Annotated in this window: 25 protein-coding genes and 1 pseudogene; 9 read left to right on the plus strand and 17 right to left on the minus strand. The window is 46.0% G+C overall.

The genetic code is table 11. The features are described from left to right. Position 1: 1 nt before the first annotated feature. The 13 genes from M3630_RS06350 to M3630_RS06410 all read right to left on the minus strand — a co-directional run bounded on the left by M3630_RS06350 (position 2) and on the right by M3630_RS06410 (position 13,782). The gene (locus M3630_RS06350; RefSeq protein ID WP_251251584.1) at positions 2-1,165 is read right to left on the minus strand and encodes an FAD-dependent monooxygenase; all 1,164 of its coding nucleotides are present in this window, start codon (positions 1,163-1,165) and stop codon (positions 2-4) included. Positions 1,166-1,180: 15 nt separating this feature from the next. Continuing rightward, on the minus strand, positions 1,181-2,095 hold the full coding sequence (gene cysK / locus M3630_RS06355; RefSeq protein ID WP_088906631.1) for a cysteine synthase A: 915 nt from the start codon (positions 2,093-2,095) through the stop codon (positions 1,181-1,183). A 136-nt stretch (positions 2,096-2,231) separates the two neighbouring features. After that, entirely contained in the window at positions 2,232-3,284 is a 1,053-nt protein-coding gene (locus M3630_RS06360; protein WP_251251585.1) for a hypothetical protein, read from the minus strand. A gap of 127 nt (positions 3,285-3,411) precedes the next feature. Further along, positions 3,412-4,230: a hypothetical protein gene (locus M3630_RS06365; protein WP_251251586.1), complete on the minus strand. Its 819-nt coding sequence runs from the start codon at positions 4,228-4,230 to the stop codon at positions 3,412-3,414. A gap of 163 nt (positions 4,231-4,393) precedes the next feature. Beyond that, positions 4,394-5,380, minus strand: coding sequence for an ROK family protein (locus M3630_RS06370; RefSeq protein ID WP_173608579.1), 987 nt, complete (start codon positions 5,378-5,380; stop codon positions 4,394-4,396). 27 nt (positions 5,381-5,407) lie between these two features. Then, positions 5,408-6,232: a sugar phosphate isomerase/epimerase family protein gene (locus M3630_RS06375; protein WP_251251587.1), complete on the minus strand. Its 825-nt coding sequence runs from the start codon at positions 6,230-6,232 to the stop codon at positions 5,408-5,410. Between the two features lie 5 nt (positions 6,233-6,237). Then, a complete protein-coding gene (locus M3630_RS06380) occupies positions 6,238-7,212 on the minus strand; it encodes a Gfo/Idh/MocA family protein (RefSeq protein WP_251251588.1) in 975 nt (324 codons plus the stop codon). Between the two features lie 15 nt (positions 7,213-7,227). After that, positions 7,228-8,202, minus strand: a complete 975-nt coding sequence (locus M3630_RS06385) for a Gfo/Idh/MocA family protein (protein ID WP_232774264.1) — start codon at positions 8,200-8,202, stop codon at positions 7,228-7,230. A 13-nt stretch (positions 8,203-8,215) separates the two neighbouring features. Next, positions 8,216-9,205, minus strand: a complete 990-nt coding sequence (locus M3630_RS06390; RefSeq protein ID WP_173608583.1) for a Gfo/Idh/MocA family protein — start codon at positions 9,203-9,205, stop codon at positions 8,216-8,218. A gap of 30 nt (positions 9,206-9,235) precedes the next feature. Then, positions 9,236-10,078 carry a carbohydrate ABC transporter permease gene (locus tag M3630_RS06395; RefSeq protein ID WP_173608584.1) on the minus strand — a complete coding sequence of 281 codons (843 nt, stop codon included), beginning with the start codon at positions 10,076-10,078 and terminating at the stop codon, positions 9,236-9,238. 30 nt (positions 10,079-10,108) lie between these two features. Next, a complete protein-coding gene (locus M3630_RS06400) occupies positions 10,109-11,068 on the minus strand; it encodes a carbohydrate ABC transporter permease (RefSeq protein ID WP_173608585.1) in 960 nt (319 codons plus the stop codon). Positions 11,069-11,144: 76 nt separating this feature from the next. Next, entirely contained in the window at positions 11,145-12,425 is a 1,281-nt protein-coding gene (locus M3630_RS06405; RefSeq protein ID WP_251251589.1) for an ABC transporter substrate-binding protein, read from the minus strand. Between the two features lie 151 nt (positions 12,426-12,576). After that, positions 12,577-13,782, minus strand: a complete 1,206-nt coding sequence (locus M3630_RS06410; RefSeq protein WP_251251590.1) for an ROK family transcriptional regulator — start codon at positions 13,780-13,782, stop codon at positions 12,577-12,579. Between the two features lie 63 nt (positions 13,783-13,845). Here M3630_RS06410 and M3630_RS06415 point away from each other — a divergent pair, with 63 nt between their 5' ends. Then, the gene (locus tag M3630_RS06415; RefSeq protein WP_251251591.1) at positions 13,846-14,355 is read left to right on the plus strand and encodes a hypothetical protein; all 510 of its coding nucleotides are present in this window, start codon (positions 13,846-13,848) and stop codon (positions 14,353-14,355) included. 35 nt (positions 14,356-14,390) lie between these two features. Here the strand turns inward: M3630_RS06415 and M3630_RS06420 are convergent, their stop codons facing one another. Next, the gene (locus M3630_RS06420; protein ID WP_251251592.1) at positions 14,391-15,923 is read right to left on the minus strand and encodes a DUF4901 domain-containing protein; all 1,533 of its coding nucleotides are present in this window, start codon (positions 15,921-15,923) and stop codon (positions 14,391-14,393) included. Positions 15,924-16,192: 269 nt separating this feature from the next. Here M3630_RS06420 and M3630_RS06425 point away from each other — a divergent pair, with 269 nt between their 5' ends. Further along, positions 16,193-16,435, plus strand: a complete 243-nt coding sequence (locus tag M3630_RS06425) for a hypothetical protein (RefSeq protein WP_251251593.1) — start codon at positions 16,193-16,195, stop codon at positions 16,433-16,435. A gap of 249 nt (positions 16,436-16,684) precedes the next feature. On the opposite strand, the gene M3630_RS06430 is transcribed toward M3630_RS06425, so the two are convergent. Beyond that, the gene (locus M3630_RS06430) at positions 16,685-18,865 is read right to left on the minus strand and encodes a glycosyl hydrolase family 18 protein (protein WP_251251594.1); all 2,181 of its coding nucleotides are present in this window, start codon (positions 18,863-18,865) and stop codon (positions 16,685-16,687) included. Positions 18,866-19,162: 297 nt separating this feature from the next. On the opposite strand from M3630_RS06430, the gene M3630_RS06435 reads away from it, so the two are divergent. From M3630_RS06435 to M3630_RS06450, 4 genes and pseudogenes are all read left to right on the plus strand, one after another. Next, a complete protein-coding gene (locus M3630_RS06435; protein ID WP_251251595.1) occupies positions 19,163-19,684 on the plus strand; it encodes a M23 family metallopeptidase in 522 nt (173 codons plus the stop codon). A 288-nt stretch (positions 19,685-19,972) separates the two neighbouring features. Next, on the plus strand, positions 19,973-20,491 hold the full coding sequence (locus M3630_RS06440; protein ID WP_173608593.1) for a hypothetical protein: 519 nt from the start codon (positions 19,973-19,975) through the stop codon (positions 20,489-20,491). 189 nt (positions 20,492-20,680) lie between these two features. Beyond that, a pseudogene (locus M3630_RS06445) lies at positions 20,681-20,776 on the plus strand (VOC family protein); the annotation flags it as partial. Positions 20,777-21,123: 347 nt separating this feature from the next. After that, positions 21,124-21,597 carry a hypothetical protein gene (locus M3630_RS06450; protein WP_251251596.1) on the plus strand — a complete coding sequence of 158 codons (474 nt, stop codon included), beginning with the start codon at positions 21,124-21,126 and terminating at the stop codon, positions 21,595-21,597. Positions 21,598-21,727: 130 nt separating this feature from the next. Here the strand turns inward: M3630_RS06450 and M3630_RS06455 are convergent, their stop codons facing one another. Beyond that, positions 21,728-21,883 (minus strand): hypothetical protein, encoded by a 156-nt coding sequence (locus M3630_RS06455; protein WP_229087990.1) that lies wholly within the window; start codon positions 21,881-21,883, stop codon positions 21,728-21,730. Positions 21,884-22,298: 415 nt separating this feature from the next. Here M3630_RS06455 and M3630_RS06460 point away from each other — a divergent pair, with 415 nt between their 5' ends. Together M3630_RS06460 and M3630_RS06465 are read left to right on the plus strand one after the other, a co-directional pair. Further along, positions 22,299-22,682, plus strand: coding sequence for a hypothetical protein (locus tag M3630_RS06460; RefSeq protein WP_251251597.1), 384 nt, complete (start codon positions 22,299-22,301; stop codon positions 22,680-22,682). A 122-nt stretch (positions 22,683-22,804) separates the two neighbouring features. Next, positions 22,805-23,206, plus strand: a complete 402-nt coding sequence (locus M3630_RS06465) for a YkvA family protein (protein WP_251251598.1) — start codon at positions 22,805-22,807, stop codon at positions 23,204-23,206. A gap of 103 nt (positions 23,207-23,309) precedes the next feature. On the opposite strand, the gene M3630_RS06470 is transcribed toward M3630_RS06465, so the two are convergent. Further along, positions 23,310-23,480, minus strand: coding sequence for a helix-turn-helix domain-containing protein (locus M3630_RS06470; protein WP_251251599.1), 171 nt, complete (start codon positions 23,478-23,480; stop codon positions 23,310-23,312). 286 nt (positions 23,481-23,766) lie between these two features. Here M3630_RS06470 and M3630_RS06475 point away from each other — a divergent pair, with 286 nt between their 5' ends. Continuing rightward, positions 23,767-24,210, plus strand: coding sequence for a hypothetical protein (locus tag M3630_RS06475; protein WP_251251600.1), 444 nt, complete (start codon positions 23,767-23,769; stop codon positions 24,208-24,210). The last annotated feature ends 431 nt before the right edge of the window (positions 24,211-24,641 follow it).

Here is a 24,641-nt window from a genome sequence, read left to right on the forward strand (position 1 = left end):
TTCACACTTCATGTCCAACTATCCAGTCCAGTCTTCGACTCTGGATACGGGCAGGAATCGTTTTTAGCAGAAAATGACGAACCGCGATGGCCAGCGGATTTTCCCATTGGGTGACAGCCCCCATCAAGCGGGAACCTTTCACAATCGCATTCGCTCGCTTCTTCCGTATCTCTTCATACATGCGCAAAGCGTGAGCCGAGTCCGTGTCGTCATCTGCCAAGCATCTGGCTAGCACAAGCGCATCTTCCATTCCCTGCCCCGCCCCTTGCCCCAGATTCGGCAGCATCGGATGTGCCGCATCGCCCACTAATGTAACCCGGCCCTCACCCCATCTCCTGAGTGGTGTACGGTCGTAAATATCATGCCGCAAGATGGCTGCATCCTCTGTCGCCTCAATCACTGCACGTACTGGCTCATACCAGCCGTCCAGTCGGCGCAACGTCTCTCGCTTCCGGCCCGATGGCCCATCTTTTTCTCCCTCAGGTGCATTGATGGCGGCAAACCAATGTATTCGATTGTTGCCAATATGGGAAAATCCGAAACGAATTCCCTTGCCCCATGCTTCAAAGCCTCCTCCTGATTCCAATGGATAACGAGGGTCTTGATAAGTAGCAATCCCGCGAATCGCCGTATACCCGGAGTATCTCATCGACTCTTTCCCGAACAAACTCTTCCGTACACGGGAGTGAATCCCGTCCGCTCCGATCAGAATCGTCGCATGTGTACGTGACCCATCTGCAAAAGCGGCATGAACCCTTTCCTTTTCTTGAGAAAAAGAGACGAACTGCTTGCCTAAAACCAATTCATGCGTCGAGATTTTTGCCAAAAGTGCCTGCTGTAGATCAGCCCGATGAATCAAGTAGCTGTCAGCCCCGTACCGTTCTGCTTGTTCCGCGACAGGCAGCTCAACCAACAAATTTCCCTTCCAGTCGCGAATCCGTGCTGAGCGGACAGCTGCTCCCAGCTCGCGTACTTCCTGTCCAACTCCCAACTTATCCAATGCCTTCATGGCATTGGCAGCCAACACGATTCCAGCACCGATGCCTTTATGCTCTTTTGCCTGCTCATAAAGCGTCACTTGCCAACCCTTTTGCTTCAAGGCAAGCGCTGATGCGAGTCCGCTCAAACCTGCCCCGATGATCAGCGCGTGTTTTTCGTTGCTCATCGCCTTTTCTCCTCATTAGAAAAGATTCATACTCAAATACCGCTCCCCTGTGTCAGGCGCAATACACACGACCCGCTTACCCACTCCCAGCCTTTTGGCAATCGTGATGGCAGCAAAGACCGAGGCACCCGATGAAGGTCCGACAAGAATCCCTTCCAGGGCCGCCAGCTGCCTCATGCTTTGTAGGGCGTCTTCGTCCGCGATTTGAATAATTTCATTATAAATGCTAGTATTGAGGATTTGTGGAACAAAACCAGGGCTCGTGCCGACCAGTTTATGTGGACCAGGCTTGCCGCCAGACAGAACCGGGGAGCCTTTTGGTTCGACAACGGCGATATACAGCTCCGGAAGCTTTTCGCGCAACGCTTCGCCGGTTCCGGTAATCGTTCCACCTGTCCCGGCTGTAGCGACAAAAGCATCCAGTCGACCATTCGTTTGCGCAAAAATTTCCTCAGCTGTCGTCGTTCGATGGATGTCCGGGTTTGCCTGATTCTCGAATTGCTGAGGAATAAAGCTGCGCGGAATCTCTTTTTGCAGCTCTTGCGCTTTGGCAATCGCCCCTGGCATCCTCAGCTCGCTCGGAGTCAAGACAACCTCTGCCCCATATGCTTTCAATATATTGATCCGTTCCTTTGACATATTGTCAGGCATGACCAAAATCGCGCGATAGCCTTTTGCTGCGGCATTCATCGCCAAACCGATTCCGGTATTTCCGCTCGTCGGCTCTATGATCGTATCCCCCGGTTGGATCAGCCCCGCTTGCTCAGCCGTCAAAATCAGATTGTAGGCAGCGCGGTCCTTCACACTCCCGGACGGATTGAATTTCTCCAGCTTCACAAAAACTTCTGCTGCTCCTTCAGGAACCATGCGCCTCAGTCGAACAATCGGCGTGTTTCCAATCAATTCGGTAATGTTCTGGTAGACGCTCATCGTATTCCTCCTGGGAAATATGCCTTCAAGTCATTATCCCTTAGTAATACTATAAGAATAATACAATTTTTCCGGTCTGAAAACGATAAGGGTGCTCAAATGGGAAAAAGCTCTCGAAGGAGAGCCTTGTTCCTGTCTAAAAACCATACTTTGCTTTTGTCTGATTCAGTACATTCACCCCTTGTTGATACAGACTGTTCGCGGTTTCTTTTACTTTTGCTTGTCCGCTTTTGTCTACCGAGCCTTGGCGCTTTTTTGCCTGCGCGATGGAATCAGTCGCCGTCTTGATAGCCGCGTGGACTGCTTTTTCCCGTTTCTCGGCATCCGGCACGCTCGCTTTGATTTCCGCCCAAATCGTTTGGATGTCTTTCATGTCGGTCTCCATGATGGCGATCATTTCCTGCATGTTTTTGTTTTTATCCTGGATCGAGCCATCCATCGTGTTCATCCCATCGACCAACACCTTCATACTGCCCAACGTTCCTTGCATGACCTCGAATTCCATCTTGCTCAAGCCTGGCTGCGTCGAATAGGTACGAATCTCTTCCAACAGTCTTTGTAGCTCCGCTATTTGATCGTTTGAAAACTGCGCTTCATCCGTAAATTGCAGCTCGTCCAAATACTTTGCTGTTTCAATCAGATCAGCCTCTAGCTTTCCTGTCTTTTCTACTTTTTTGGCGAAATCGACACGCGCTTTTTCTTTGGCTTGTTGTTCTGCTGCTGCTTTCTTTTTTACCTCTGCTTCCTCATTGATGCGCTTGGTTAATGTCGTCAATTTGCTTTCGTACGCGCTTTTGTTTGTGGCAACAAGACTCGTCTGTTCCTTATTTTCTTCCATAAGCAGGCCGTCAAATTGGAGCTCGTCACCGTTCACTGTGCCGATGATATCCTGACCAGTCGCCGGATTTTTGAGGGTTAACTGCTTCCCATCCAGCGTTCCCTCCAGCAAGATCGACTCGGTTTTCAGAACGGGGATGCTGTCTTCCGATTCGACGATGGAATCTGTTATTTCTACGTTTACTTTCTCGTTATTTACCGTGACACTTGTGTATAGCATGCGTGTATCGTCTTCGTACAAATACCCTTCCGCCAGTGTCACAGGACCAAGGAAACGATAGCCTGCGTATCCCAGCAATGCGACGATGACCAGAGCCATTACGATCATGATGCTTTTGTTTTTTCCCTTCATGCTGCGGCGACCCCTTTACCCACAAATTCTATTACGTTTGACCTGTTTTTCCTGCCAAAACGTGCCATAGTTTTATGATACATGAATCGCGGGGGAAAACCCTATGAGTCTAAAGGCCAAAACAAGATTAATAGAACGTATTACCAAAATCGTGACTAAAATCGAGTGTTTGACCTTCTTCGATTGTAATCGTGGAGAGTTCATATTTTAAATGTAATAGACTAATCCTTACAAATGAATCCCAATTTCTGATGTAAGGTTTCAATATACTTGTGAAATATTCATCAATAGGCTCATTAATATTGCGAGTGGTTTGTGCTGATACGACCAAGATGTGATATTCTCCAGCCGGTAAGTTACCAACCTCGTAATTTCCATATCCATTTGCTTTTGCAGCAAATAATCCCACGTTTTTTTTTGGTACTGTACCTATTGCAAATATACTCTCTTCATCATCAGTGAGCGTATTCTTATCATAACCTTTGGAAATGAGTAGAATCCTTGCATTCACATCCGGCTTCGTCCCAACAAAATCGTTATACTGCCAAGTAATCGTACCCTTGAGCGATCCCTTTTGGGTAGGAATTGCTGGTTGTGCTACTTGTCCTACGACATTATTTTGTTGGCCTACCGTTTCAACCGGATAAGCTGCCGGCATCGCCACGTCCGTTGTACTTTTCCCCTCCGACGATACAGCTACATCTTTTGACTGCTGATTTGTGCCCGCTTCCTGACCTGTAGACACTGGATTTACGGGTGCAGGCTGATTCGTTTCCTTTTTTGCTACGGGTCTCGATCCTAGCAGATCCTCAAGGTTTTTCCCAGATAAATAGAAAATAGCACCGCTAGCAATTCCAAGGATGATGGCAATTACCAATAAAAAAGTAAGGAGTTCTTTGAAAAATCCGGGCTTCTTCGCTGCTTTTGCTGTTTCGGCATCTGCCATGGTACCCCTCCGTCTGTCTCTCTATCATGATATGTGAAGATTTTTCCAATCAATATTTTACCAATAGATAGAATCTAGGTCTAGGCTCCTATGACTCGTACTGCACAGGGAACAGAAAAAAGCCGATGTCTACCAAACATCGGCTTCTCGTACTATCATTCCGTTATACTTCAACCATTTCACGCTCGGACGGATAATACATGCCTGCAGCACCGAGCACGCCTGCTTCCGCTCCAATTGTAGTCAACTGGATGCTCGCCTGATTTGCCATCCGAGAGATAGAGCGCTCGCGAATGACGTTCTTCGCTTCTGCAAGCAGTAGCTGTCCGTTCTTCATCACACCGCCACCAATGACAATCACCTGCGGATTGAACAGATGGATCAGATTCGTCAGTCCGACCCCGAGATAATAACCTGCTTCCTTCATCAAGGTCATGCTGAGCAAGTCACCTCGTACCGCTGCCTCTCCGACCTCTCTAGCCGTTATCCTGCTCAGGTCATTCCCATTTTCAACAAGCAACGAGCTTGTAACACCCTGTAGAAGCTGTTCCCTGGCTCTACTTGCCAAAGCCAGCCCAGACGTGTAATTTTCCAGGCACCCTCTATTCCCGCACGCGCACAGCGGTCCTTCTGGATCAAGCGAAATATGCCCGAACTCCCCGGCACTGTCGCCAACACCTGTAACCAGCCGTCCTCCACTAATAATGCCGGCACCAACACCCGTACTGACCGTTACATAGATCAAGTCTTTCGTGCCCCGTGCACTTCCAAACGCCCATTCTGCTACCGCTGCTGCATTGGCATCATTGATCAATTGCACGGTTACGCCAAACCGCTCCTGAAGCATCGCGCCGATCGGCACATCGCTCCAGTTTAGATTGCTCGCAAAAATGACCATTTGACGCTGCGTATCAATAATTCCGGCAGTTGCAATCCCGATCCCGCGAATGCGTGAGAGATTGATGCCACTCTCGTCTAATACCGTCTGCACCAAATCACCGATACGGCAGATGACTGCCTGAGCTGCCTCTTCTGTTGGGGTCGCTGCGTTCGCCTGACTGAGGATGTTGCCATGCTGGTCGACGATCGCGGCCATGATCTTTGTACCACCCAGATCAATCCCGATGGCATATGGTTTGTCTTGATTCATCTTCCGCTTCACATCCTTGTTGTCCATTCACGATTGAAAAATGGCTTCCAACGCTTGAGACGTATGCGAGATCAATTGCTCAGGGAACTGGCTGTAAGGTGAGATTTCCGGGATGATGTAGCCGTCGTACCCGATTTCACGCAATGCTTCCACCACGCGGTTCCATGGAATATCGCCAGCGAGCAGTGGGACGAAACCTGTGATGTTGCCTGTTGTCGTCTTGAAATCTTTGACGTGAATTGCTTGGATTCTCTTGCCCAAAATGCGAATCCATTGCTCAGGAAAACCGAATTGCAGCACGTTCCCTACGTCAAAGTAAGCGCCTACCCAAGGACTGTCTACTTCATCGATCAAGCGGGCCATCTCCAGTGGACTGAGCAAAAATTTGTTCCACACGTTTTCTACCCCGATGTATACCTGATGCTGCTCCGCCTTTTTCGCCAAGCGCCGCAATGCTTCACACGCCCGCTCGTAGGCCGCATCATACGACACTTCTGCCGTTACGAGACCTGGGACCACGAGGACGGTCCGTGAGCCAAAAATGCTTGCCGCCTCTATCATTTTCTCGACAACACGAATACCTTGCTCGCGAATCGTTTCCTCATTGTGTGTCAACAGATATTTCCATAAAAGGGCCGTAGAGACGCTTGGCAGCTCCAATCCGAGCTCACGAGCCTCGTCTGCCAGCCCCTTTAATTCCTGCTCTGTCATCTCTATATGAAAAGGAGCCTCTCCCTCGTCCAAATTCAATTCTATCCCTTGATAGCCATGTGCTTTCGCCTGGCGAAACATTTCTTGTACGCTCGTTTCCTTTGGGAAGCACCAAGCATTGATCCCCTTTTGAAAAGCCATTCGCCTCACTCTCCTTTTCTCAAAATGGTGACCGGCTTTCCTTCTTGTGCCGATTGATTCGCTGCCAACGTTACTTCTAGCGTCTTTTTCGCTGATTCATACGGCGACAGAATCAAGCTGCGATCCCCTGTCAAAATCGCTGTGATAAACGCCCGATCTTGCTCCACGTACATATCCACTGCGCTCGCTTTTGTACGTGTTCCCTGCTCATCCATGATCGCTAATTGCTTTCCGTCAATCATGACACGGAAATCTTTGCCCAAAATTTCTACATTGGTACGGTGATCCGGTTGGATGAAGCACGTATCCAAATGTCCTAGCGCCCCTGACTGAAACACCATACTGATGGAAGTCACGTCTGGAATATCGATGTTTGGAATGTCGCGCGAGACGAGCAAGGCCATCTGCGCATAGACCTTCTCGATATCTCCAGCCAAATACCGCATCATGTCCAGCGTATGTGTCGCCTGCTCGACAAGCTGTCCACCTGACTTGCCCATTTCCCTCCACCAAGGTGTCGTGACGAACTTGGTCAAATAATGGCCGCGGACAAGAGCAATCGACTTGCCTTCCAAGTACGCTTTCGCTTCCTGCACGATATCGAGATAGCGCAGGCAATAGCCAGTCGCGGTGATAATCCCTGCCTTTTCAATCGCTGCTTGCTTTTCGTTCACTTTCTGTATATCCAGCCCGATTGGCTTTTCCACAAACAGATGAATCCCTTTCGCCGCCGCTGTTTCCTCAATCTCTTCATGCGCAAAAGGTGGGACGCATACAAACAAAGCATCCAGCTTTTCTGCCTCTACCAGCTCACGCCAAGAGGTGTAGCCATGCGCACCAATGCGCTCAGCAGTCTCTGCTACCGTCTCTTGGTTCACGTCGCACACTGCAACGACCTTTACCCTCTCGTCCGTCAACAAGCCTTTTAGATGATGCTGTCCGATTCCACCTACGCCGATCATGCCTACACGTACACTCATGCGTTCCTCACCGTCCTACCGTAATACGACTGGTTGCTTCTGTTCAGCGGATTGATAAGCGGCGAGTGCTACTTCCACAGCTCGCAAGCCGTCTTCACCCGTAATCGACGGCGCTTTCTTTTCACGCACGCTGGTGACGAAATCCTTGACCAATTGACTGTCCATGTCATCGCCCCAGTTGACCCACTTCAAACCTTTTTCATTGGAATAGACATCCAGCTTTTGAGAAAAAGCATCGAGCGAAATCGTTCCTTCTGTCCCGATAATTTCCATTGTCACATCTCCCCAAGTTGGGAAGGCCTTGTTCCGAGACCAGCTGCAATCGAGTGTGGCAAATACCCCATTCTCAAATTCCATGGTCAAAATGCCGCAATCATCAATCGGCGTATCGGAAAACTTGCTGTCTACCTCGGCATAAACCTCACGCACTTCAGAGTCCATGAACCAGCGCATCAAATCAACAACGTGAACCGTGTGATCGATCACTGCTCCTCCGCCCGATTTTTCCGGATCGACGAACCAACCACCCGGATTTTGTCCACGGTTCGTACCCCGGATCGCCATGATACGTCCGACCTTGCCTTGCTCCACCAATTGCTTTGCACGAACAACAGCCGGATGGAATCGCACTGGGAATGCCGTCTGCAAAATGACACCCTGTTCGCGGCAAAAGTCGATCATCTCTTGAGCAGCCTCGGCTGTTGTCGCCAGCGGTTTTTCGCACAGGATGTGCTTGCCTGCCTTCGCTGCCGCTAACGTATGCTCTTGGTGCTTGGCGTTTTCCGAAGTGACGATGACCGCATCGATATCCGTTGCGAGCAACTCATGATAATCAGCGAAAAACGGAACGCCAAACTTCTCAGCCGCCGCCTTTCCACGCACTTCATCCTCATCTGCTACCCCGACCAATTGAACTCCATCTAATTTCGCAACCGCATTTGCATAGCTGTATGCATGCATATGTGCAACACTGATGATTCCGAGTTTCATGTCCAGTCCCCTCCTACACCAAAGTTACGGGTTTGCCCGTTTCGATTGACACAAGCGCAGCACGAGCGATTTCTACCGCTTTAACGGCGTCTTCTGCCGTCACGAGTGGCTCCAGATCGCGGTCGATGCATTCAATGAAATGCTTCAGTTCTCTGAAATACGGGTTTTCACGCAACGGACTCTCCGGAACTGCGACTCCGCTCATGCCTGCTTGCTTCGAGCGATTAACCGCCACTAGTGGCTTCTCCTTCGAGCTGTCGTAGGCAATGATGCCTTCCTTGCCTGCCAGCTCCATTTTCATCGCGAAGCCTTCATGTGCCCACGAGCCTTCCACATGTGCAATCATGCCGTTCTTGAAGCGAAGCGTGACAAGTGCGTAATCCATCCGGGCAAAACCTCGACCAAGCAAGCCTTTCGCGTACACACGCTCCACATCCCCGAAGCACCAGCGCAAAAAGTCAAAATCGTGAATGATCATATCTAAAACAAGACTGCCACTGTTTTTGTAGTCGGCGTACCAATCGTTCCACGCTGTCGGGAAGATACCGCCACGGAACGTACGTGCCACACCAACGTTGCCAATCGCGCCGTCATTAACCAGCTGACGGGACTTTTCATACTCCGGGAAGAAGCGCAGGACGTGACCGACGAACAGCTTGACGTTTTTCTCCCGGCAATAATCAACGATAAAACGAGCCTCTTCCTTATCACGTGCCAACGGCTTTTCGCAAATGACATGCTTGCCTGCATCCGCAGCCTTTTTCACATAGGTTTTATGGAGATACGTAGGCAAACACACGTCTACGATATCTACCTGCGCCAGTTTTTCTAGTGCCTCTTCATAGCTCTCAAACCATTCCGTTTTTGTCTCGGCTGCCAGCTCTTTTCCTCTCTCGCTGCGGATATCGACGATCCCAACCAGCTTGACGTTTTCCATGGCAGCATACGATTTCGCGTGAACAGTCCCCATGGTTCCTGCTCCGATTACCAGAACATGATGCATAATGGTTTCACTCCTTTTTTCAAAAAATGACTATTTGGACCCAGTTAGGGTAATTCCCTCGACAAAATGCTTCTGCATGAAAATAAAGACGATGATCATCGGCCAAATGGCAAGAACGGAGCCCGCCATCAAAATCGGGTAGTTCGTCAAATTGGTGTGCTCGCCCGTCAAGTACGCCAAACCAGCGGAGAGTGGCATTTTATCCGGCGTGCTGTTGACAATCAACGGCCACATCAGGTCATTCCAAGACCACAATGCTACGAAAATGGCGAGTGCGATTAAGCCGGGCTTCGCCAGCGGCAGCATAATTCTCCAATAAATCTGAAAATGGTTGCAACCATCGAGCTTCGCCGCTTCTTCCAGTTCTTTTGGCAGCGACATGAAAAATTGGCGCAGAAGAAACGTACCAAATGCACTGAACAATCCCGGTACAATCAATGCTGTCAACGTATTCAGCCAGCCAAGCTCTTTCATGATCATAAATTGCGGGAGCAGAAACACCTGACCTGGCACCATCAAGACGGTCAAGAACAGGATGAACAAGGCGTTTCGCCCTGGAAATTCAATTCGCGCGAATGCGTAAGCTGCAAGCGAGCAAAGGAATACTTGTCCGACTACCTTGGCTACTGTTGTAATCACCGTATTCCAATAAAAGTCCAAGAACGGCAGCATCTCAAAAATATGGGTGTAATTTTCCCATTGGTACTTGGTCGGCAAAATGACCGGCGGCACCTGTGTCGATTCGCCGAGTGACTTGAGCGAAGTGAGAACCATCCAGACGAATGGCGCAATCATCACGAGAGCACCTGCAATCAACAGCAGATGAATCAACAATTTCTTGGTTGTTTTATTCCGACTCGTATAAACACTCATTCCATATCCCTCCCGTCTGTTCAGCTTTGTTTAATCATAGTGAACCCATTTTTTCTGCAACTTCATTTGAATAGCAGTGACGATCAGAATCATCACCAGAAGCACGACGGCAACTGCGGCCGCATAGCCACCGTTCCCTGATTCAAATCCATTGGTAAAGAACAAGTACGCCATCGTCTGTGTTTGCTCTGTTGCCGGATTGCCCATTTTGCTTCCGAGCATCAAATAAATCAGGTCAAATACTTGAAAAGCCCCAATCAAGGAAGTGATACTGACGAAAAAGATCGAAGGAGTCAACAGCGGCAACGTAATCTTGAAAAACATACGAACTGGTCCCGCGCCATCAATTTCTGCCGCTTCGTAATAGCTTCTCGGGATGCCTTGCAGTCCGGCCAGAAAAATCACCATGTTGTATCCGATGGAGCTCCAAACGGCAACGATAATCACCGCATACAGTGCAATGGCGGGATCAGATATCCAGCGTGGTCCCTCAATGCCTATCATGCTCAGCAAATAATTGATCAGACCGTAATCAGCGTTGTACAACCATCTCCACACCATCGCCACCGCTGCCGCCATCGTCACGACGGGCAGGAAGTACAGGGTGCGATAAATCGTAATCCCCTTAATTTTCTGATTAAGCAGCACAGCGATAAAAATGGAGATAGCGATACCCACTGGAACTGCGATTACTGTATAAATCAGCGTGTTTTTCAGTGCAATCCACAAGTAAGGATCCTTTAACAACAACTCGTAATTATGTAAGCCAGCCCACTTGTACTTTCCGAATCCTCCCCATTTGGTAAAGCTCAAATAAATGGTTTGTACAATCGGCCATAAGTAGAAAACACCCAAACCGATCAGTGTGGGAGCAATCATGAGATACGCCCAGAACCAATCACTTCTCTTCATGCGATTCAACGATTTTTTCGTTTTTGGCTGGACGGCGGCGTGCATTTCAGGCTGCAACTGGCTGCTCATCGCATTCATTCCCTCCTTACAGAAGCTTTTCGAAAAAGGATGGCCTCGCCTCGTCCATGATGCGAAGCCATCCATCATGGACCTTTTATTCTTGGCTAAGCATTTCGTTCATTTTTTGCGCCAGCTCTTTGGATGCATCCTCTACGCTCATTTGTCCAGCCCAAGCCTTCGTCATGAGCTCTGTTTCCAGCTTGGCCCATTTTGCTGTGTCCTTTGAGATCGGATATGGTTTCGCCATTGCTGCCTGATCAATAAAAATTTTCAGTTGAAAGTTCGGCATGGATTGTACCCAAGTATCCTGTGTTCCGTTAAATGCCGGAATCGCAGCACCCGATTTGGCCAGGATTTCTGCCGCTTCTTTCGAGCCCAAGAATTTTACGAATTCCCATGCTTCCTTCGGATGTTTGGTATTAGCCGAAATCACGTTGCCCAAGCCGTGAATGACGCTTGTGTTCTCTTTTCCTTTTGGAAGATACGTCACGTCCACTTTGTCCTTTGTATACTCATTTTTATGAAAAGCGGATGCCATCCATGATCCGTTGTACATCATCGCGATCTTGCCTGATTCAAACAGCTGTGTTGCCTCTGTTTCAGACAATTGCGCTGCTGTTGGCGATGCTTTTTCGTTGATCAGGTCTGTCCAAAACTTGAGGCCTTCAATCGTTTCAGGTTTGTCATAGCCGGACGTTTTCTTGTCTTCCGAAATGATATAGCCACCATTTTGATAGATCGTGTTATAGAAGCCGTCCTGTCCATAAGGAGGTGCTGCAATTCCCCAAACGCCTTTTTTCTCATCAGTCAGTTGCTTTGCTACTTCCTTTAGCTTGTTCCAATCCCAGGTTTCGTCTGGATACGGTACTTTTGCGTCGTCAAATAGCTTCTTGTTGTACCAAAGGCCAATGGTGTCGAAATCTTTCGGTAGCGCGTAGTTTTGTCCATCATAGGTGTAGAGATCAACGAGAGCTTTCGGATAATTGTTCAGATCGATGCCATCTGCCTTGATTTGATCAGTAATCGGCAAGAGCATGTCATTATCTGCGTATTTAATGATACGTGGACCATTAATCCAAAAAATGTCCGGCAAGGTGCCACCCGTTGCGGCTGCCTCCATCTTTGTCCAGTATTGCTTGTTCGGCGTTAGCTCGATCTTGATGTCAACGTTCGGGTTCTTTTCGTTAAACTTTTTCGCCATTTCCTCCATCGCAGGCATCTGGTTTTTGTCCCACAGCGCATATGTGAGCGTTACCTTTTCGCCTGAAGCAGCACTGTCAGTTGTTCCAGCTGGTGCGGAGCCCTGCCCGCCACCTGAACATCCTGCCACTGCTACCAAGAGAGCAGCCATTGCAATCGATACCAACTTCTTCATCAGAAATCCCTCCTCGATTTACGTTCTCCTCTTTTACCCCCAAAATATGGCCAAACGCAACACGCTTCCCTTTTCGACTCGCCCCCTTTCAACGATTTTTGATGGTGAAACTTTCTTTTTCCAATGACCAAATAAAGTATATAAAAAGATGTTACAAGCTGAAGTGAAAAACATCTTGTAACAAAACGGCAGCAGCAGCCTTGACCTCGAAATCAGCCCCCAACACAGTTGGACGGAATTCCAGTCCTTCGACCATCGTCCCCATCGCTTGGGCCATCACTTGTTTTTGGATGCGCTCAAACAACACTTGGTTGTCCCGGATCATTTCTCCACCCAGAATGATCAGGCTCGGGTTGAACAAATTCACCAGATTCACAATGCCGATCGATAAATAAGAAGCGATTTCGTCGACGATGTCTTGGCATACTTGATCCCCTTGATGCAGTGCTTGGCGGAAGACATCAAATGTGATTCTTGTCATATCTCCCTCAGCCAAATCCATCACGAGCGTTTCTTTTCCTCGTGTAACAGCGGACAGCAAGCCTGAATAAATGGCCGGCCACGCCACGTAGTTTTCCAAACAGCCGACGTTGCCGCAGTCACAGCGCATCCCACTTCGATCGACTGTCGTATGCCCGAATTCGCCTGCTCCACCTCGGCTTCCACGGAAGATGGAACCGTTTACAACGAGTCCCGAACCAACCCCTTCTCCTACGGTAACAAACAGAAGATTGTCGGCATTTAGTCCACCACCGAAGTTTTTTTCCGCCAGGGCAATTGCATTGGCATCATTGTCGAGCCACGTCTTTAGCCTAAAACGGTCTTCTGCCATGTCCTTTAACGGAACATCATGCAAGCGCAACTTGGAATTGAAGCGGATAACCCCACTAGCTGCATCAACAATCCCTGGTGCGATGATGGAAATGCCCAGACAACGGCTGACATCACCCACCGATTGGAGAAAGTCCTGGATCGAATCCAGTACATACTGGATGATCAGGTCACTCACCAGCCCAGCTTTTACGGGATAGATTTTCTTTTGCTTTGTAGCCGCTTCCAAATTCATTTCGGCTATCGTAATCGCTGTATTCGTAATAGATACGCCAATCAAAAACTTCCCGTCTGGACAGAAGCGAACCATAATCGGCTTACGGCCACCCTTTGACTCACCTGTTCCATCTTCTGCAACCATGCCGTCACGGATCAGCTCATTGACTGCCGAGGTGACTGTAGTTGGACTAATGCCCTGCTTTTTGGCGATATCACTTCGCGAGATGGGCCCAAACTGGCGTATGGTATCGAGTATAATAAAGCGATTGAGCTCTTGGATTAGTTTCAAATCTCCAGTTCTGCGCATCGTATTCGTTCATCCTTTATTTTTCCAATGACTTTATAAAGTGATCATACTGAAATTTGTATTTTGTGTCAATTTCGTTTTTTCTCAGATTTCGATCAACTTTTTCTGATTGAATATTCCGTATACCATCGCCAACAATCAACCCTGTACTTGCTGTTCTCCAAAAGCTACGATTCTTCTGAAGCTTCGGCTATTCCAGTCCTATCCGCTTCACCCATTCATGCCTACTCCTTTTCGCAAAAAACGTTGCATCGCTTCGAAAATTTAGGATTGACGCGGCAGGACGAGGTATTAACGCAAACCTATGTTCCTGAAGAGCATATCGCTTTAGGCGCCTATCTCACCTTGGATTCCAATAGTTCTGGAGATTTTATAGGAGGCTACGATGAAACGAGCACCATTCCACTAAAGAATGGAACAGCCAAGTTCGGTTACAACGGCCCATTAGCCACTCTCATCTGGAAAAACGGCGCCACCCACTATGAACTAACGTACCATTTTTATTATGAGGAAGATGTGATAGCCAGGCTGGTGGAGATTGCCAATACCTATAAAGAAACGAACCTCCCTTAATGCGTTGGAAAGGGAGGTTCTTCTTGCTTTCTTCCTTATTCTGTGGACCCGTACGTATAAAACTCACCCGTCAACGCATCTATTTTTGCATCGAATAGCCTAGGTATCGTATAAACGAGAGAAGCTTTGCCTTCCTCTTGCAAGCTATACTGTAGCTGCAATGGATATTTCTTAAGCAATGCGGCTGCCGCTTCTTCTTGGGAGATTGCCTTCTTCGGATCAGCCATCACGCCATCGACCTTTTCATTGAGATCGATCCCCATGACTTTCCCGTTGCTGCCGTTGATCGAGATATGCGTCAGCCCATCCTCAACAGGAATCTCTTGCTCTTGCCTCACAAAAAAGAAGTCGTATTGATTTGTACTTTCATCATATTCTCCGGGCTGAAGTAGCAGCAGCTCGCCTGTACCAGCTGGAGTGATCTCTGCTAATTCATTTATGGCCAATCGCAAAGCCTGCTCTTGCGTCAATTTTTTGGTAGCGGTCTTTGACACACTTGTATCGATGACATGATAGCTCACAATTGACCCTGTCTTCGGTTCGATTAGCATGCTCCCAATCCATCCGTCGTCTGTTCTCCACGAATAATTAGTACGTCCCTCCCATTTCCTTGTTTTCCAGAAATATTGGATAATCACGGGTTTTTCACCAGTTAAATCTTCAAAAAAGACATTCCCTTTTGCAAAATCATAACCCGTACGCTGAGTCAAATACGCTTGTGCTTCTTCACGGGATTGTGCTACGGGCTGGCTGGCACCCTTTGGTTTCACATTCACTTTGCTATGATAAGGCATATTCACGCTGTCTTTGCCGGACACGGCATCCAACTTACCGGAAAAAGCAGGAACATAGAGGAGCTTGTATGTTTTTCCGTCTTGATCGAGGGAATACCGTAATTTCATATAGGTGGACAGCTGTTTCACGGCTTTCTCTTTGGATAGGATCTGATCCAGGTTCGCAAAGGAGATTTTTTCGATATTCATGCCAAGAGATTTTCCTGTGATTTCCCCTTCGTGATCAACTTGTATCTGAACGATGTCGTCTGTGAAAGGAACTCCGTTGACCATACGTACAAACTGAATGGTATTTGTTTGACCATCGAAAACTTTCGCAACCCCATCCCCATCAAACTGGTATCCTGCCATGTCTTCACCGTACAACTTTTTCATAAACGACACGGCTATTTCTTTCGATTTGTCGATCGGGTAAAGCGTTTGGCTCTTTTGGTTATATAGCTCTTGTTTGCCAAACTCAAGCAGGTCACCAGTATTTTTGTCGAGCACCAAGGTAACGAATTCTGCATTGTTTTCTTTTGACTTGTAGTTGTTCACGAGCAGATAAGGAGTGTCTTTCACTACTACTTCTCTAACAGGATAATCTTTCAAATACGGGATGAGACTAGCTGCTTTCTTTACCCCTTTTTCTACCAGCCTATTTATTTCAGGTGTCATTTGCTCTACTTTTATTTTTTCCAGCGTATTCTCCCTTGCCAGTGCACCACTAGAAGATGACATCGCAATACTTGCAGCCATCAGGAGGAACACAGCGTGCGTAACTTTTTTCATCATTTCTCTTCCTCTCGTCTGTCCATATTTGTTTTCTCACACTCATTATTCGAACCTGAATCTGTTTTGTTTCATTTTTCTAAAAAAAAGTAACATATACATACATTCCTCAGATAAATCGAAGAAACGATGGGCATCTATGCCCGCTCTGCCTTCCTTGGTAAGAAGGCGGAATGCTCCCCCTTTGCTTTTCATAAGTCTCTAACAGCCTTATGGCTTGGCTTTTTTTGTGTGTATGGTAAAATTTACAAAAAAGGGAATGGGGCGTTAGTATGAGTGAGCAGCCCTTTTGGTTTAAAGCGACCGTGACGGTTTTCGTTGTCATTGGGATTCTAGCACTACTAACAGGTGTCGCTTTCATTCAGCTATTAGCAATGGTAGGCTTAGTCGCTATCTGTGCCTCGAAAGGCGTATTGGAATGGAAAAAGAACAGAGACTGGGCTGTCATTATTTTTGGACTGGTTGCCTTACAAATCGCTATTTTTATCAAGTCATTGTATAACTTTTTCACATAAGCCACTTTTTATTTCAGTATAGGTGGAAAATATTTCTTGATTACTATTATGAACATTAATATAATAATAGTGAATTTGGAATTTTAAGGAGGGGCTTCTATGAATACGGCAATTGCGATTCTTACTTTTATTGGAGATCTTATTCCATTAGTCCTCCAACTGTTAAAAGCCTTTGCTTAATTTCCAAACGAACAATTAGGGGCTGTTCCTCCGTCATTTTCATGACTGGAGGGACAGCCCCTTCCCTATTTATTGGGTATCTGTATTTCCTTCTGTTTCTTCCGTCATCTGCTCATCTACATAACCCTCGACTCCTTCAACTGCCGCTTGCTGTTGAACTTGCCAGAGAGCCGCTACATTTGGTGGCTCCCACCCTACGAGAGAAGTGTGTGGTTGCAGACATTTGTATACCTTGCCTTGATAGCTGACCAAGTCACCAGCTACGTAGTTTACATTTGGCGCCCATGCAGGAGTTCCCGGATTCGCAGAATCTGTCACACCTACGACCTCAATGCTCTTCTGTGAAGAATTACCTGCTGCATCCTTCGCTACCACAGAGAAGGTATAAGAGGTGTTAGACGTGAGTCCTGTGACAGTTGCCGTCGTAGTCGTTACATCCGCAGCTAATGCTGTCTCGTTGTAAACCTCGTAATTCGTCACCGCGATATTGTCTGTAGATGCAGCCCAGCTCAAGCTGATACTCGTGCTTGTTTTCCCTGTAATGACTAGATTGGTAGGTGTGCTTGGCGGTTGATTGTCTGGTTGAGTCGTATCCGTAGTAACCGTTACCTCATTGCTTGCTGCTGAGGAATTACCTGCTGCATCTTTCGCCTTCACTGTGAATTGGTACGTAGTGCCAGGTGTAAGCCCGCTAATCGTCGTATTTGTACCGGTTACCGTTTTCGCAAGCTGATTGCCATTGTATACCTCATAGCCCGTAACCCCTACATTGTCGGTAGCAGCTCCCCAAGTCAGGCTCACACTTGTCGCTGTTATTGCCGTCGATCGGAGATTAGCTGGTGCTGTCGGCGGTACGTTGTCGACCGGAGCTGTCCCGCCCAGAAGATCGCCATTCACTTTGTCTAGCAGAACCTTGTTACGGTCCCCGCTAAATTCCCAGAACATTGCGCCTGCCAATCCTTTGGATGTAATATAAGAGGTTTTGTGACCGATTGAAGTCACGTCGTCATAGCTGATATATGTTTTCGAAGCGGGGTTGAAGAGGTAAGGCACTTTTGCAGCGTCATTCCAGTGGCGTGTGAAGCCGTTTTTGTTCACATAATTATTTTGGATATCCGTGAAGTCAAGCATGCCAGCTTCCCACGTTCCTGTTGAAGGCCCTGTGCAATTTTGATATTCCCCATTGTTAGCCGTTCCGCAACCCGACCAGCCCCTTCCGTAAAACGGAAGTCCGAGAACAAGCTTGCTGGCAGGTACACCGTCACGAAGATGGCCCTCTACAGCTGTTTGGACATTATAGGTTTGAGCATTTGGCAAACCTGCTGCTCCTGCTGCCGGATCATAGGCCAACGGAGCGTTATGCCCAGTCTGCTTTTGGAAGGCTCCATAGAAGTCGTAGGTCATAATATTGATCCAATCCACAACCCGGGCAATATTTCCAAGCTCTGTATTTGCTGCATAACTAGGGCTGGCACCAGAGGCGATCGTCAAATAGTACTGTTTGCCATCCGTTACCTCAGCCGCATCGAGTTTGTCTCTGACAGCCTGTAGTAAGAGCGTGTAATTTTGCTTATCTTCTGGACGTTTGCTGTTTCCAGGCAAGCCTCCTTCAACTGGGTACTCCCAATCGAGATCAACCCCATCCATCTGATATTTCCGAATAAAATCTACCGAGGACTGTGCAAATACTTGGCGTGCAGCCGGATCTGCTGCTACATCAGAGAAGCGATTGGACCACGTCCAGCCCCCGATTGATATCAATGTCTTTAATTGAGGGTTTTTTTGCTTTAATTTTGCCAATTGATTCAGATTTCCGCGGATCGGCTGATCCCACGTATCTCCGGGAAAGGATTTTTGCACATCAATCCATGGATCTCCGAGGACAACTGTACCATTCGGGGCATTAATATTGCCTACTTCATCCTGGCAAGCCCAAGTCTGTGGATTGGGCCCCGTTGGATCTGGGTTGCCGTGTCTGCCATTCCAGCAAATATCCGCAAATGCGTAGTTAATATGCGTTACTTTATTGGGATCGATATCCGTTACATTGTAGTTTCGTCCATAAGCTCCCCATGAGGGATAGTAGCCAATAATTTTGTAATTGGATACCGCTGTCGCCTCCGCTTGATTTTCCTCTGCTTGCGCCACCTGTGCCGCCATGGGTAACACGGAGGTGACCAGCAGAGCACCTACCATTAGCACATTCCTAACACATTTCCCGAATTTCATAGTATCCCTCTCGATCTTCATGGATTTTATTACAAATCCATCTTATTGCGACTTATATCACGATATGCTAATACATTTACATAAATGGTAATAAAAGGGTGGTGAAACGCAAACGAACATAAAAAACCCTCCCTTCCGACCAAAGGAAGAAAAGGGGGGCTGATTAGACTGGGTTCATATATCCAAGATTATTTTCATTCACGGTAATTCTGCGTCTCCTCCCTAACCATCAAAAAATAAAGTTCCGTTTACAGTTACATTTTTCCATATTTCTCGTATTTCATAACGAAACTAACTTTAAAGGAAATAGGAGGAAATATGAAAATCAGAAACATTGCCATTTTGAGTTTATTAACTTTAGCAGTTACTTTAAAACCAACAGCTTTCGCGGCGGAGGCAAGTAATTCGAGTCAGCCCAGTAAAATGAACGAGACACGCTTTTTGTTAGAAGGCCCCATTCATGGTACTTATGTAATTTCCTCTGATTTTAGCTTGCAAATTAATCCCGACACCAAGGAATCAAAAGGTCATAACGGACTGGACTATGCAACCGCTAAAGGTACAGCTATCTTTGCAGCAAATGATGGTATCGTTCTTTTCGCTGGCAGTAATCAAGGCTATGGAGAAACTATCATAATCAAGCACAATTCCGAATTCAGTACTCTCTATGGTCACATTCTCTTTGGTTCATTTCTTGTGAAGCCCGGAGATACCGTAAAGAAAGGTCAAAAAATAGCAGAAGTAGGCTCGTCCGAAACAGGAGATATGTTGCATTTTTCTGTTATGAAACAAGGAACTCTAGTAAATCCTACTGATTATTTACCACAAAATACCCAATGAGGATTCCAGTCACCTTCCGTAAGGATTGGTGGCTTTTTTAATTTCCACACAATAACGATTATGTTAAGACTAGCATTCCTATCCGGGATCACTATCCACATATAGGAGATGATTTACATTGTTGCTAATATCTAAAGTTTTCTTAGCGTTGCTCCTTTTCTTGTGGGCCGGTGCATTTAAGTATTCACACTTTTGTAACAAATCCCTCCATACATCCAGAGGAAAACAATTGATAGCAAAGAAATTCATATTGAATTGGAAAAAAATTACAATTAAGGAGTTGTTTTTATGAAGCGAGCTTTGTCTTGCCTATCTGCTACATTACTTTTAGCTAGTATGTTGGCTACACCATCGTATGCTGAATCAAATAAGACGACTGCCACCTCTCCATCTTCAAAGTCAAATCAGTCAATTCAAGCAAAAGCAATAGATCCACATCTATTGAATGGGTTTCGGGTGAAAGAAACTAACAGTGCAACTGTATACTTGGTCATGGATGGTAAAAAAAGAGGCATTGTTAGTGCCGAAGTTTACTTTAAATTGTTTAATAGTTGGGATGGTATTAGGGAATATTCGTCTCTTAGCAGTATTCCCGATGGGCAAGTCATTGGTGAAAATGCTCAACTGATAAAGTTCCAAAACAGTGCAACTGTCTATCTTTTAGATGAGGAAAATGGAAGAGTTGTTAAGCGCGGCATCACAAGCGCATCTGTTTTTAACAAATACAATTTTGATTGGAGTAAAATTATTGTACTTGCGGACTCTCTAAAGAATGCATTTCCCGACGGTTCCCTACTAGACAAATAAATTTACATTTTAGCAAAGTGTGAAAATAGACACACCTCTTACATGGGTTAAGAGGTGTGTTGACGTTTTTACGTATCTCAACGGCAATTTTGTCATGATCTCATCGATTGACCTTTTTGTTAATCTCTTGTATTCCATGTAAAATAATCAAAGCATTAATAAAAACGCGAATAATTTGGAGGGTACGAAATGAAGGTCAAACGAATCGTCGCCAATATAGACACCCAGGATATCGCCGCAGCTACATGCTTTTATCAGGACGTGCTCGGCCTAAATTTATTGATTTGCGCATCAACGTACATAGATAAGCAAGATGATTAATTTGCCGAGAAACTGACGTGGTAGTCATTCGATACATTTACGGGCTGTTTGCTCAGTGTCGGACCAAATGGTTTTCGCCTTCGGGTCTTCACTGGTAGCAATGAGACGTTCACCATCATCACCATTCCATTAAATTTCGTTATAAACCTCTTTTCTTTCCCATCCAATTGCTAGGTTCAAGGCCCCATCCCAACGGGGCTTATACATATTCTCTTTTTTTCGATCCTTTATTATTCGAATTGAGCATTGTCATAAGTCTTGTATCCTACGGCAATAATGTTCATTAAAAAGTTTTGGGAGAAAATAAAGCAATGCTAATAAACATTTTGCTTGGCTTCGTATTTCCTTGGATTTTTGGAATTTGGTTGTATTTACAATCACCTAAAATTGTTCTCACGATTGGTCCATTTGCATCAGTCTTGTCGTACATCGTGAATGTCTGGGGGATTTATAACCATTACTGGATATTGACACCTGTTTTAGAGGTCAAGACCGCTTCTGTGCTGCCAATGAACCTCGGCATATTCCCTGTGATTGCCTGCTTTACTTACTATCTCATTCTCCGAACCAGAATCCATCCATATTTCTGGATCCTATTTTTTTCTGTTGCCCAAACTATTTTAGAATCCATCGCCTATTATTTTGACAAAGTACAATATTTTAATGGTTGGAATATTGGAGGAACCTTTTTATCCTATTTGATCCCCGCCATAATCACATACATGTACTTCGTTCTTTTGAAAGCCAAAGGAGTATTGGAAAAGCATGATCCCGATTTTAAATAATACGAACCAGCGTTCCTATCGATCCAAAGGATCATCTGATAAATTCGTATAATCCCCTTTCAATTTCTAGATACTAAAAACAATGAAAGGAGGTAGTTCAGTTTGACTCCAACAAATGACGATCCCAAACCTAAATCTGATTGTCCACCAGATTGTAACTTACCCGATCCACAATTCCCGCCACCGGGGGCATTCCCTCATCCACCTGCCCCTTGGCCACCACACAGTCTGGATCCACACCCACCAACTCCTGTACCACTCCCTCCACTCCATCCTGATCCCCCACCGATACCACCCGTTAGCACTCATCCCCGACCGCCAGGGACTTTTTGATTACTCGATCCTTTTAGGATCGAGTAAAACCATTCAACACCCGCCATAAAATCATGCGTCGTGTCACGTTCTTCACTTAGCTGTTATCCCATTGGTGAATTCCCCAAAAACGCATCATGTACCCATGATTTCATTGGTCGTAACTTCCAGATATCTACCGCAGCGCCATCTATTTCTGGCCGGAGAACAAAGCAGGTGTTTGCCAACTCGCTAGTGTCAACTTTACGCACATCGTATTTTACTATTAGCCCTTTATTTCCCATCCGCTTTTGAGTCTAGTTCAAATACCAAATTTGAAAAATTGTAGTGATGCCCTTGTCCCCTTCGTGACCACCTGCATATTTTGGTACAAGGAGGTGATATCTCTCATGGCAACAAAGCCGATTACAATCGGGGCAAATAGCATTGCACAGATTGGAGACCGATTTTTCCTAATTGTTGAAGTAGAAGCAACGGCGCCTGGAGTTGAAATTGACCCTGTTTTTGCAGTTCGTACGACGCCCCAACAAGCGAGGGCGCTCATCAAAGCAGGTGTAATGCGTACTATAATTCAGAACACACGACCGCGAGCTTGTCCAGGATTGAAAGTTGAATTTAAAGGTGTACTGTTCGCTAATGGTCGGTTTTTCTCAGTTTTTGACGTGGAAAACTCCACCGATATTTCAGTACTTGTAAGAATCAGCCGTCAACGAGCGCAAAGGCTTATCCGCAATGGAGCACGGAGAATTAAGGTAATTAGAAGACCTTTCTAACAATTTCACCTAAGCGACTGTTAACCTGCACAAGATGATACCTATCTTGCTGCAGGCTTTTTTTATGGAGTTGAATTGAATGAAACCATATCGTTTGTTACATTACTCTTGAGGTGATATCGTTGGCCGAAGCAACCTTCTTTCAAACCATAAAAAGAAAAGCCAAAAGCTTAAAATTAGAAGCATATGTATTATATTTTGCATATAAGGACTCCAGAGTTTCTTGGTATGCAAAACTATTTGCAATTCTCGTTGTAGCATATGCCTTTAGTCCGATAGATTTAATCCCTGACTTCATCCCAATTTTGGGGTACTTGGATGACATCATTTTAGTTCCACTAGGGATATGGCTCGCATTAAAGCTTATACCTGAACCTGTGATTAGTGATTGTCGAGAAAAAGCTCAACAGCTTCTCACTAAAGGTAAACCGAAAAATTGGATTATTGGCGTACTTTTCATTTTCATTTGGATTCTCCTTGGAATTGGGGTATGTTGGTACCTCTACAAATTGCTATTTTCATGATTGACGGCTTTCACTTTCCTCCCTACACATTGTGATGAAATGGTTGAGCAAAAAAACTCTCCCTTCCGACCAAGGGAAGAAAAGGGAGCTGGGTGGACTGGGTTCAAATCTCTAGTTCACCAAGCAGAACGAGTTCGACTACTGCCTGAGATCGACCTTTGACACCTAATTTTTGCATGACATTCCTAATGTGATTGCGCACAGTTTTTTCGCTGATGAAGAGTTGTCCGGCAATCTCTTTGGTTGTCTTGTCTTGGACCAAGAGTTCAAACACTTCTCAAAAACCGCTTGCCACTGATACAAACCACAACCGATTACCACCCTTAGATATTATTCCCCTTTCACTCACCACACCCTGTATGCTCTAAATGCCAACGGCGGCAATTAAAACACATTCCATCCCCCCTAATGAATCGTTGGTGTTCTGGAAAGTTGAATGGAAGCCTCCTTAGGGTTCATCGTACCAATTTAAAGCAAAGTTATTTCGTAACGAAAAACATTGTAATAAATTGTAAATATTGGTAATGTTTATTAGAATATGCGGACAGGAGATGATAGAATTGAAATGGTTTGGTAAAGCTGCTTTGGTGACAGTACTTTCTGTATCCTTTTTTCTGCCCTCAGATACACTAGCCGCCAATTCCCAACAGTCATCGAATACAGTAGCTCCAGCTACGTTATTACTTGATAGTACCTTTGCAGAACTAAGTAACAGGAGCTTTGCAGATCTTCAAGGGATTTACATTACTACACCTACTAAAATTACTCTAAATGTGACTCAGCGAGGTAATGGTGCTGCTACTGGTACTCCTGTGGTCTCTTATAAAATAATGAAACCACATTATGACGGTACTGCTACATCCTATGGTAGTGAACGATTTGAAGGAACAGGTGCATTCAGCTTTACCAGCACCCAAGTATTACCGCCTGGTGAATACTATATTAGAGTAAACAACAGTGGCGTTGGCAAAGTCAGCGGATCAGTTAAAGTCACCACTCCATAAACCATCCCGCTAATTGATTGAGGCTTCCTACTGGAGGCCTCTTTTTATTTTATTGTTTATTTCACCCTTTTACTCTTACGTTAAATTGCTCCGGGAAACTGGTTCCATTCCTTACCATCCTGGAAGAGTCCAGTCCGTTTTTTCCAATACAATAACCGAATGCAGAGAAGCAAGGAGCCCCAAAATACAGAGGAGATCAACATTAAGTAGGCTCAAACTGTCCGTGACGAGAATCTAATTACCGCGAATGGAAGCAGAGCATTGGAGCCTTCCATACATGTCTCGGAGAAATTGGGTGCTTTTCTATTCTTTTAATGCTCTGATCTGGCCAAATCGCACAACTGCCTCCATGTGCACCTCCTTTAATTATTTGAAATATCGTCAACCTTAACCGCTATTCGACAATTTCTCCTGAAGCTGCGAGGATCGAT

The organism is Brevibacillus sp. MER 51, from assembly GCF_023714195.1.
Lineage (GTDB): Bacteria > Bacillota > Bacilli > Brevibacillales > Brevibacillaceae > Brevibacillus.

What these genes read in the sequence shown, in the direction of transcription:
- M3630_RS06390 (WP_173608583.1), bottom strand. Translation starts at nt 9,205, where the DNA reads ATGCATCATGTTCTGGTAATCGGAGCAGGAACCATGGGGACTGTTCAC.
- M3630_RS06370 (WP_173608579.1), bottom strand. Translation starts at nt 5,380, where the DNA reads ATGAATCAAGACAAACCATATGCCATCGGGATTGATCTGGGTGGTACA.
- M3630_RS06385 (WP_232774264.1), bottom strand. Translation starts at nt 8,202, where the DNA reads ATGAAACTCGGAATCATCAGTGTTGCACATATGCATGCATACAGCTAT.
- M3630_RS06430 (WP_251251594.1), bottom strand. Translation starts at nt 18,865, where the DNA reads ATGAAGATCGAGAGGGATACTATGAAATTCGGGAAATGTGTTAGGAAT.
- M3630_RS06400 (WP_173608585.1), bottom strand. Translation starts at nt 11,068, where the DNA reads ATGAATGCGATGAGCAGCCAGTTGCAGCCTGAAATGCACGCCGCCGTC.
- M3630_RS06410 (WP_251251590.1), bottom strand. Translation starts at nt 13,782, where the DNA reads ATGCGCAGAACTGGAGATTTGAAACTAATCCAAGAGCTCAATCGCTTT.
- M3630_RS06375 (WP_251251587.1), bottom strand. Translation starts at nt 6,232, where the DNA reads ATGGCTTTTCAAAAGGGGATCAATGCTTGGTGCTTCCCAAAGGAAACG.
- M3630_RS06450 (WP_251251596.1), top strand. Translation starts at nt 21,124, where the DNA reads ATGCTAATAAACATTTTGCTTGGCTTCGTATTTCCTTGGATTTTTGGA.
- M3630_RS06440 (WP_173608593.1), top strand. Translation starts at nt 19,973, where the DNA reads ATGAAGCGAGCTTTGTCTTGCCTATCTGCTACATTACTTTTAGCTAGT.
- M3630_RS06425 (WP_251251593.1), top strand. Translation starts at nt 16,193, where the DNA reads ATGAGTGAGCAGCCCTTTTGGTTTAAAGCGACCGTGACGGTTTTCGTT.
- M3630_RS06460 (WP_251251597.1), top strand. Translation starts at nt 22,299, where the DNA reads ATGGCAACAAAGCCGATTACAATCGGGGCAAATAGCATTGCACAGATT.
- M3630_RS06435 (WP_251251595.1), top strand. Translation starts at nt 19,163, where the DNA reads ATGAAAATCAGAAACATTGCCATTTTGAGTTTATTAACTTTAGCAGTT.
- cysK (WP_088906631.1), bottom strand. Translation starts at nt 2,095, where the DNA reads ATGAGCGTCTACCAGAACATTACCGAATTGATTGGAAACACGCCGATT.
- M3630_RS06360 (WP_251251585.1), bottom strand. Translation starts at nt 3,284, where the DNA reads ATGAAGGGAAAAAACAAAAGCATCATGATCGTAATGGCTCTGGTCATC.
- M3630_RS06350 (WP_251251584.1), bottom strand. Translation starts at nt 1,165, where the DNA reads ATGAGCAACGAAAAACACGCGCTGATCATCGGGGCAGGTTTGAGCGGA.
- M3630_RS06395 (WP_173608584.1), bottom strand. Translation starts at nt 10,078, where the DNA reads ATGAGTGTTTATACGAGTCGGAATAAAACAACCAAGAAATTGTTGATT.
- M3630_RS06365 (WP_251251586.1), bottom strand. Translation starts at nt 4,230, where the DNA reads ATGGCAGATGCCGAAACAGCAAAAGCAGCGAAGAAGCCCGGATTTTTC.
- M3630_RS06405 (WP_251251589.1), bottom strand. Translation starts at nt 12,425, where the DNA reads ATGAAGAAGTTGGTATCGATTGCAATGGCTGCTCTCTTGGTAGCAGTG.
- M3630_RS06380 (WP_251251588.1), bottom strand. Translation starts at nt 7,212, where the DNA reads ATGAGTGTACGTGTAGGCATGATCGGCGTAGGTGGAATCGGACAGCAT.
- M3630_RS06420 (WP_251251592.1), bottom strand. Translation starts at nt 15,923, where the DNA reads ATGATGAAAAAAGTTACGCACGCTGTGTTCCTCCTGATGGCTGCAAGT.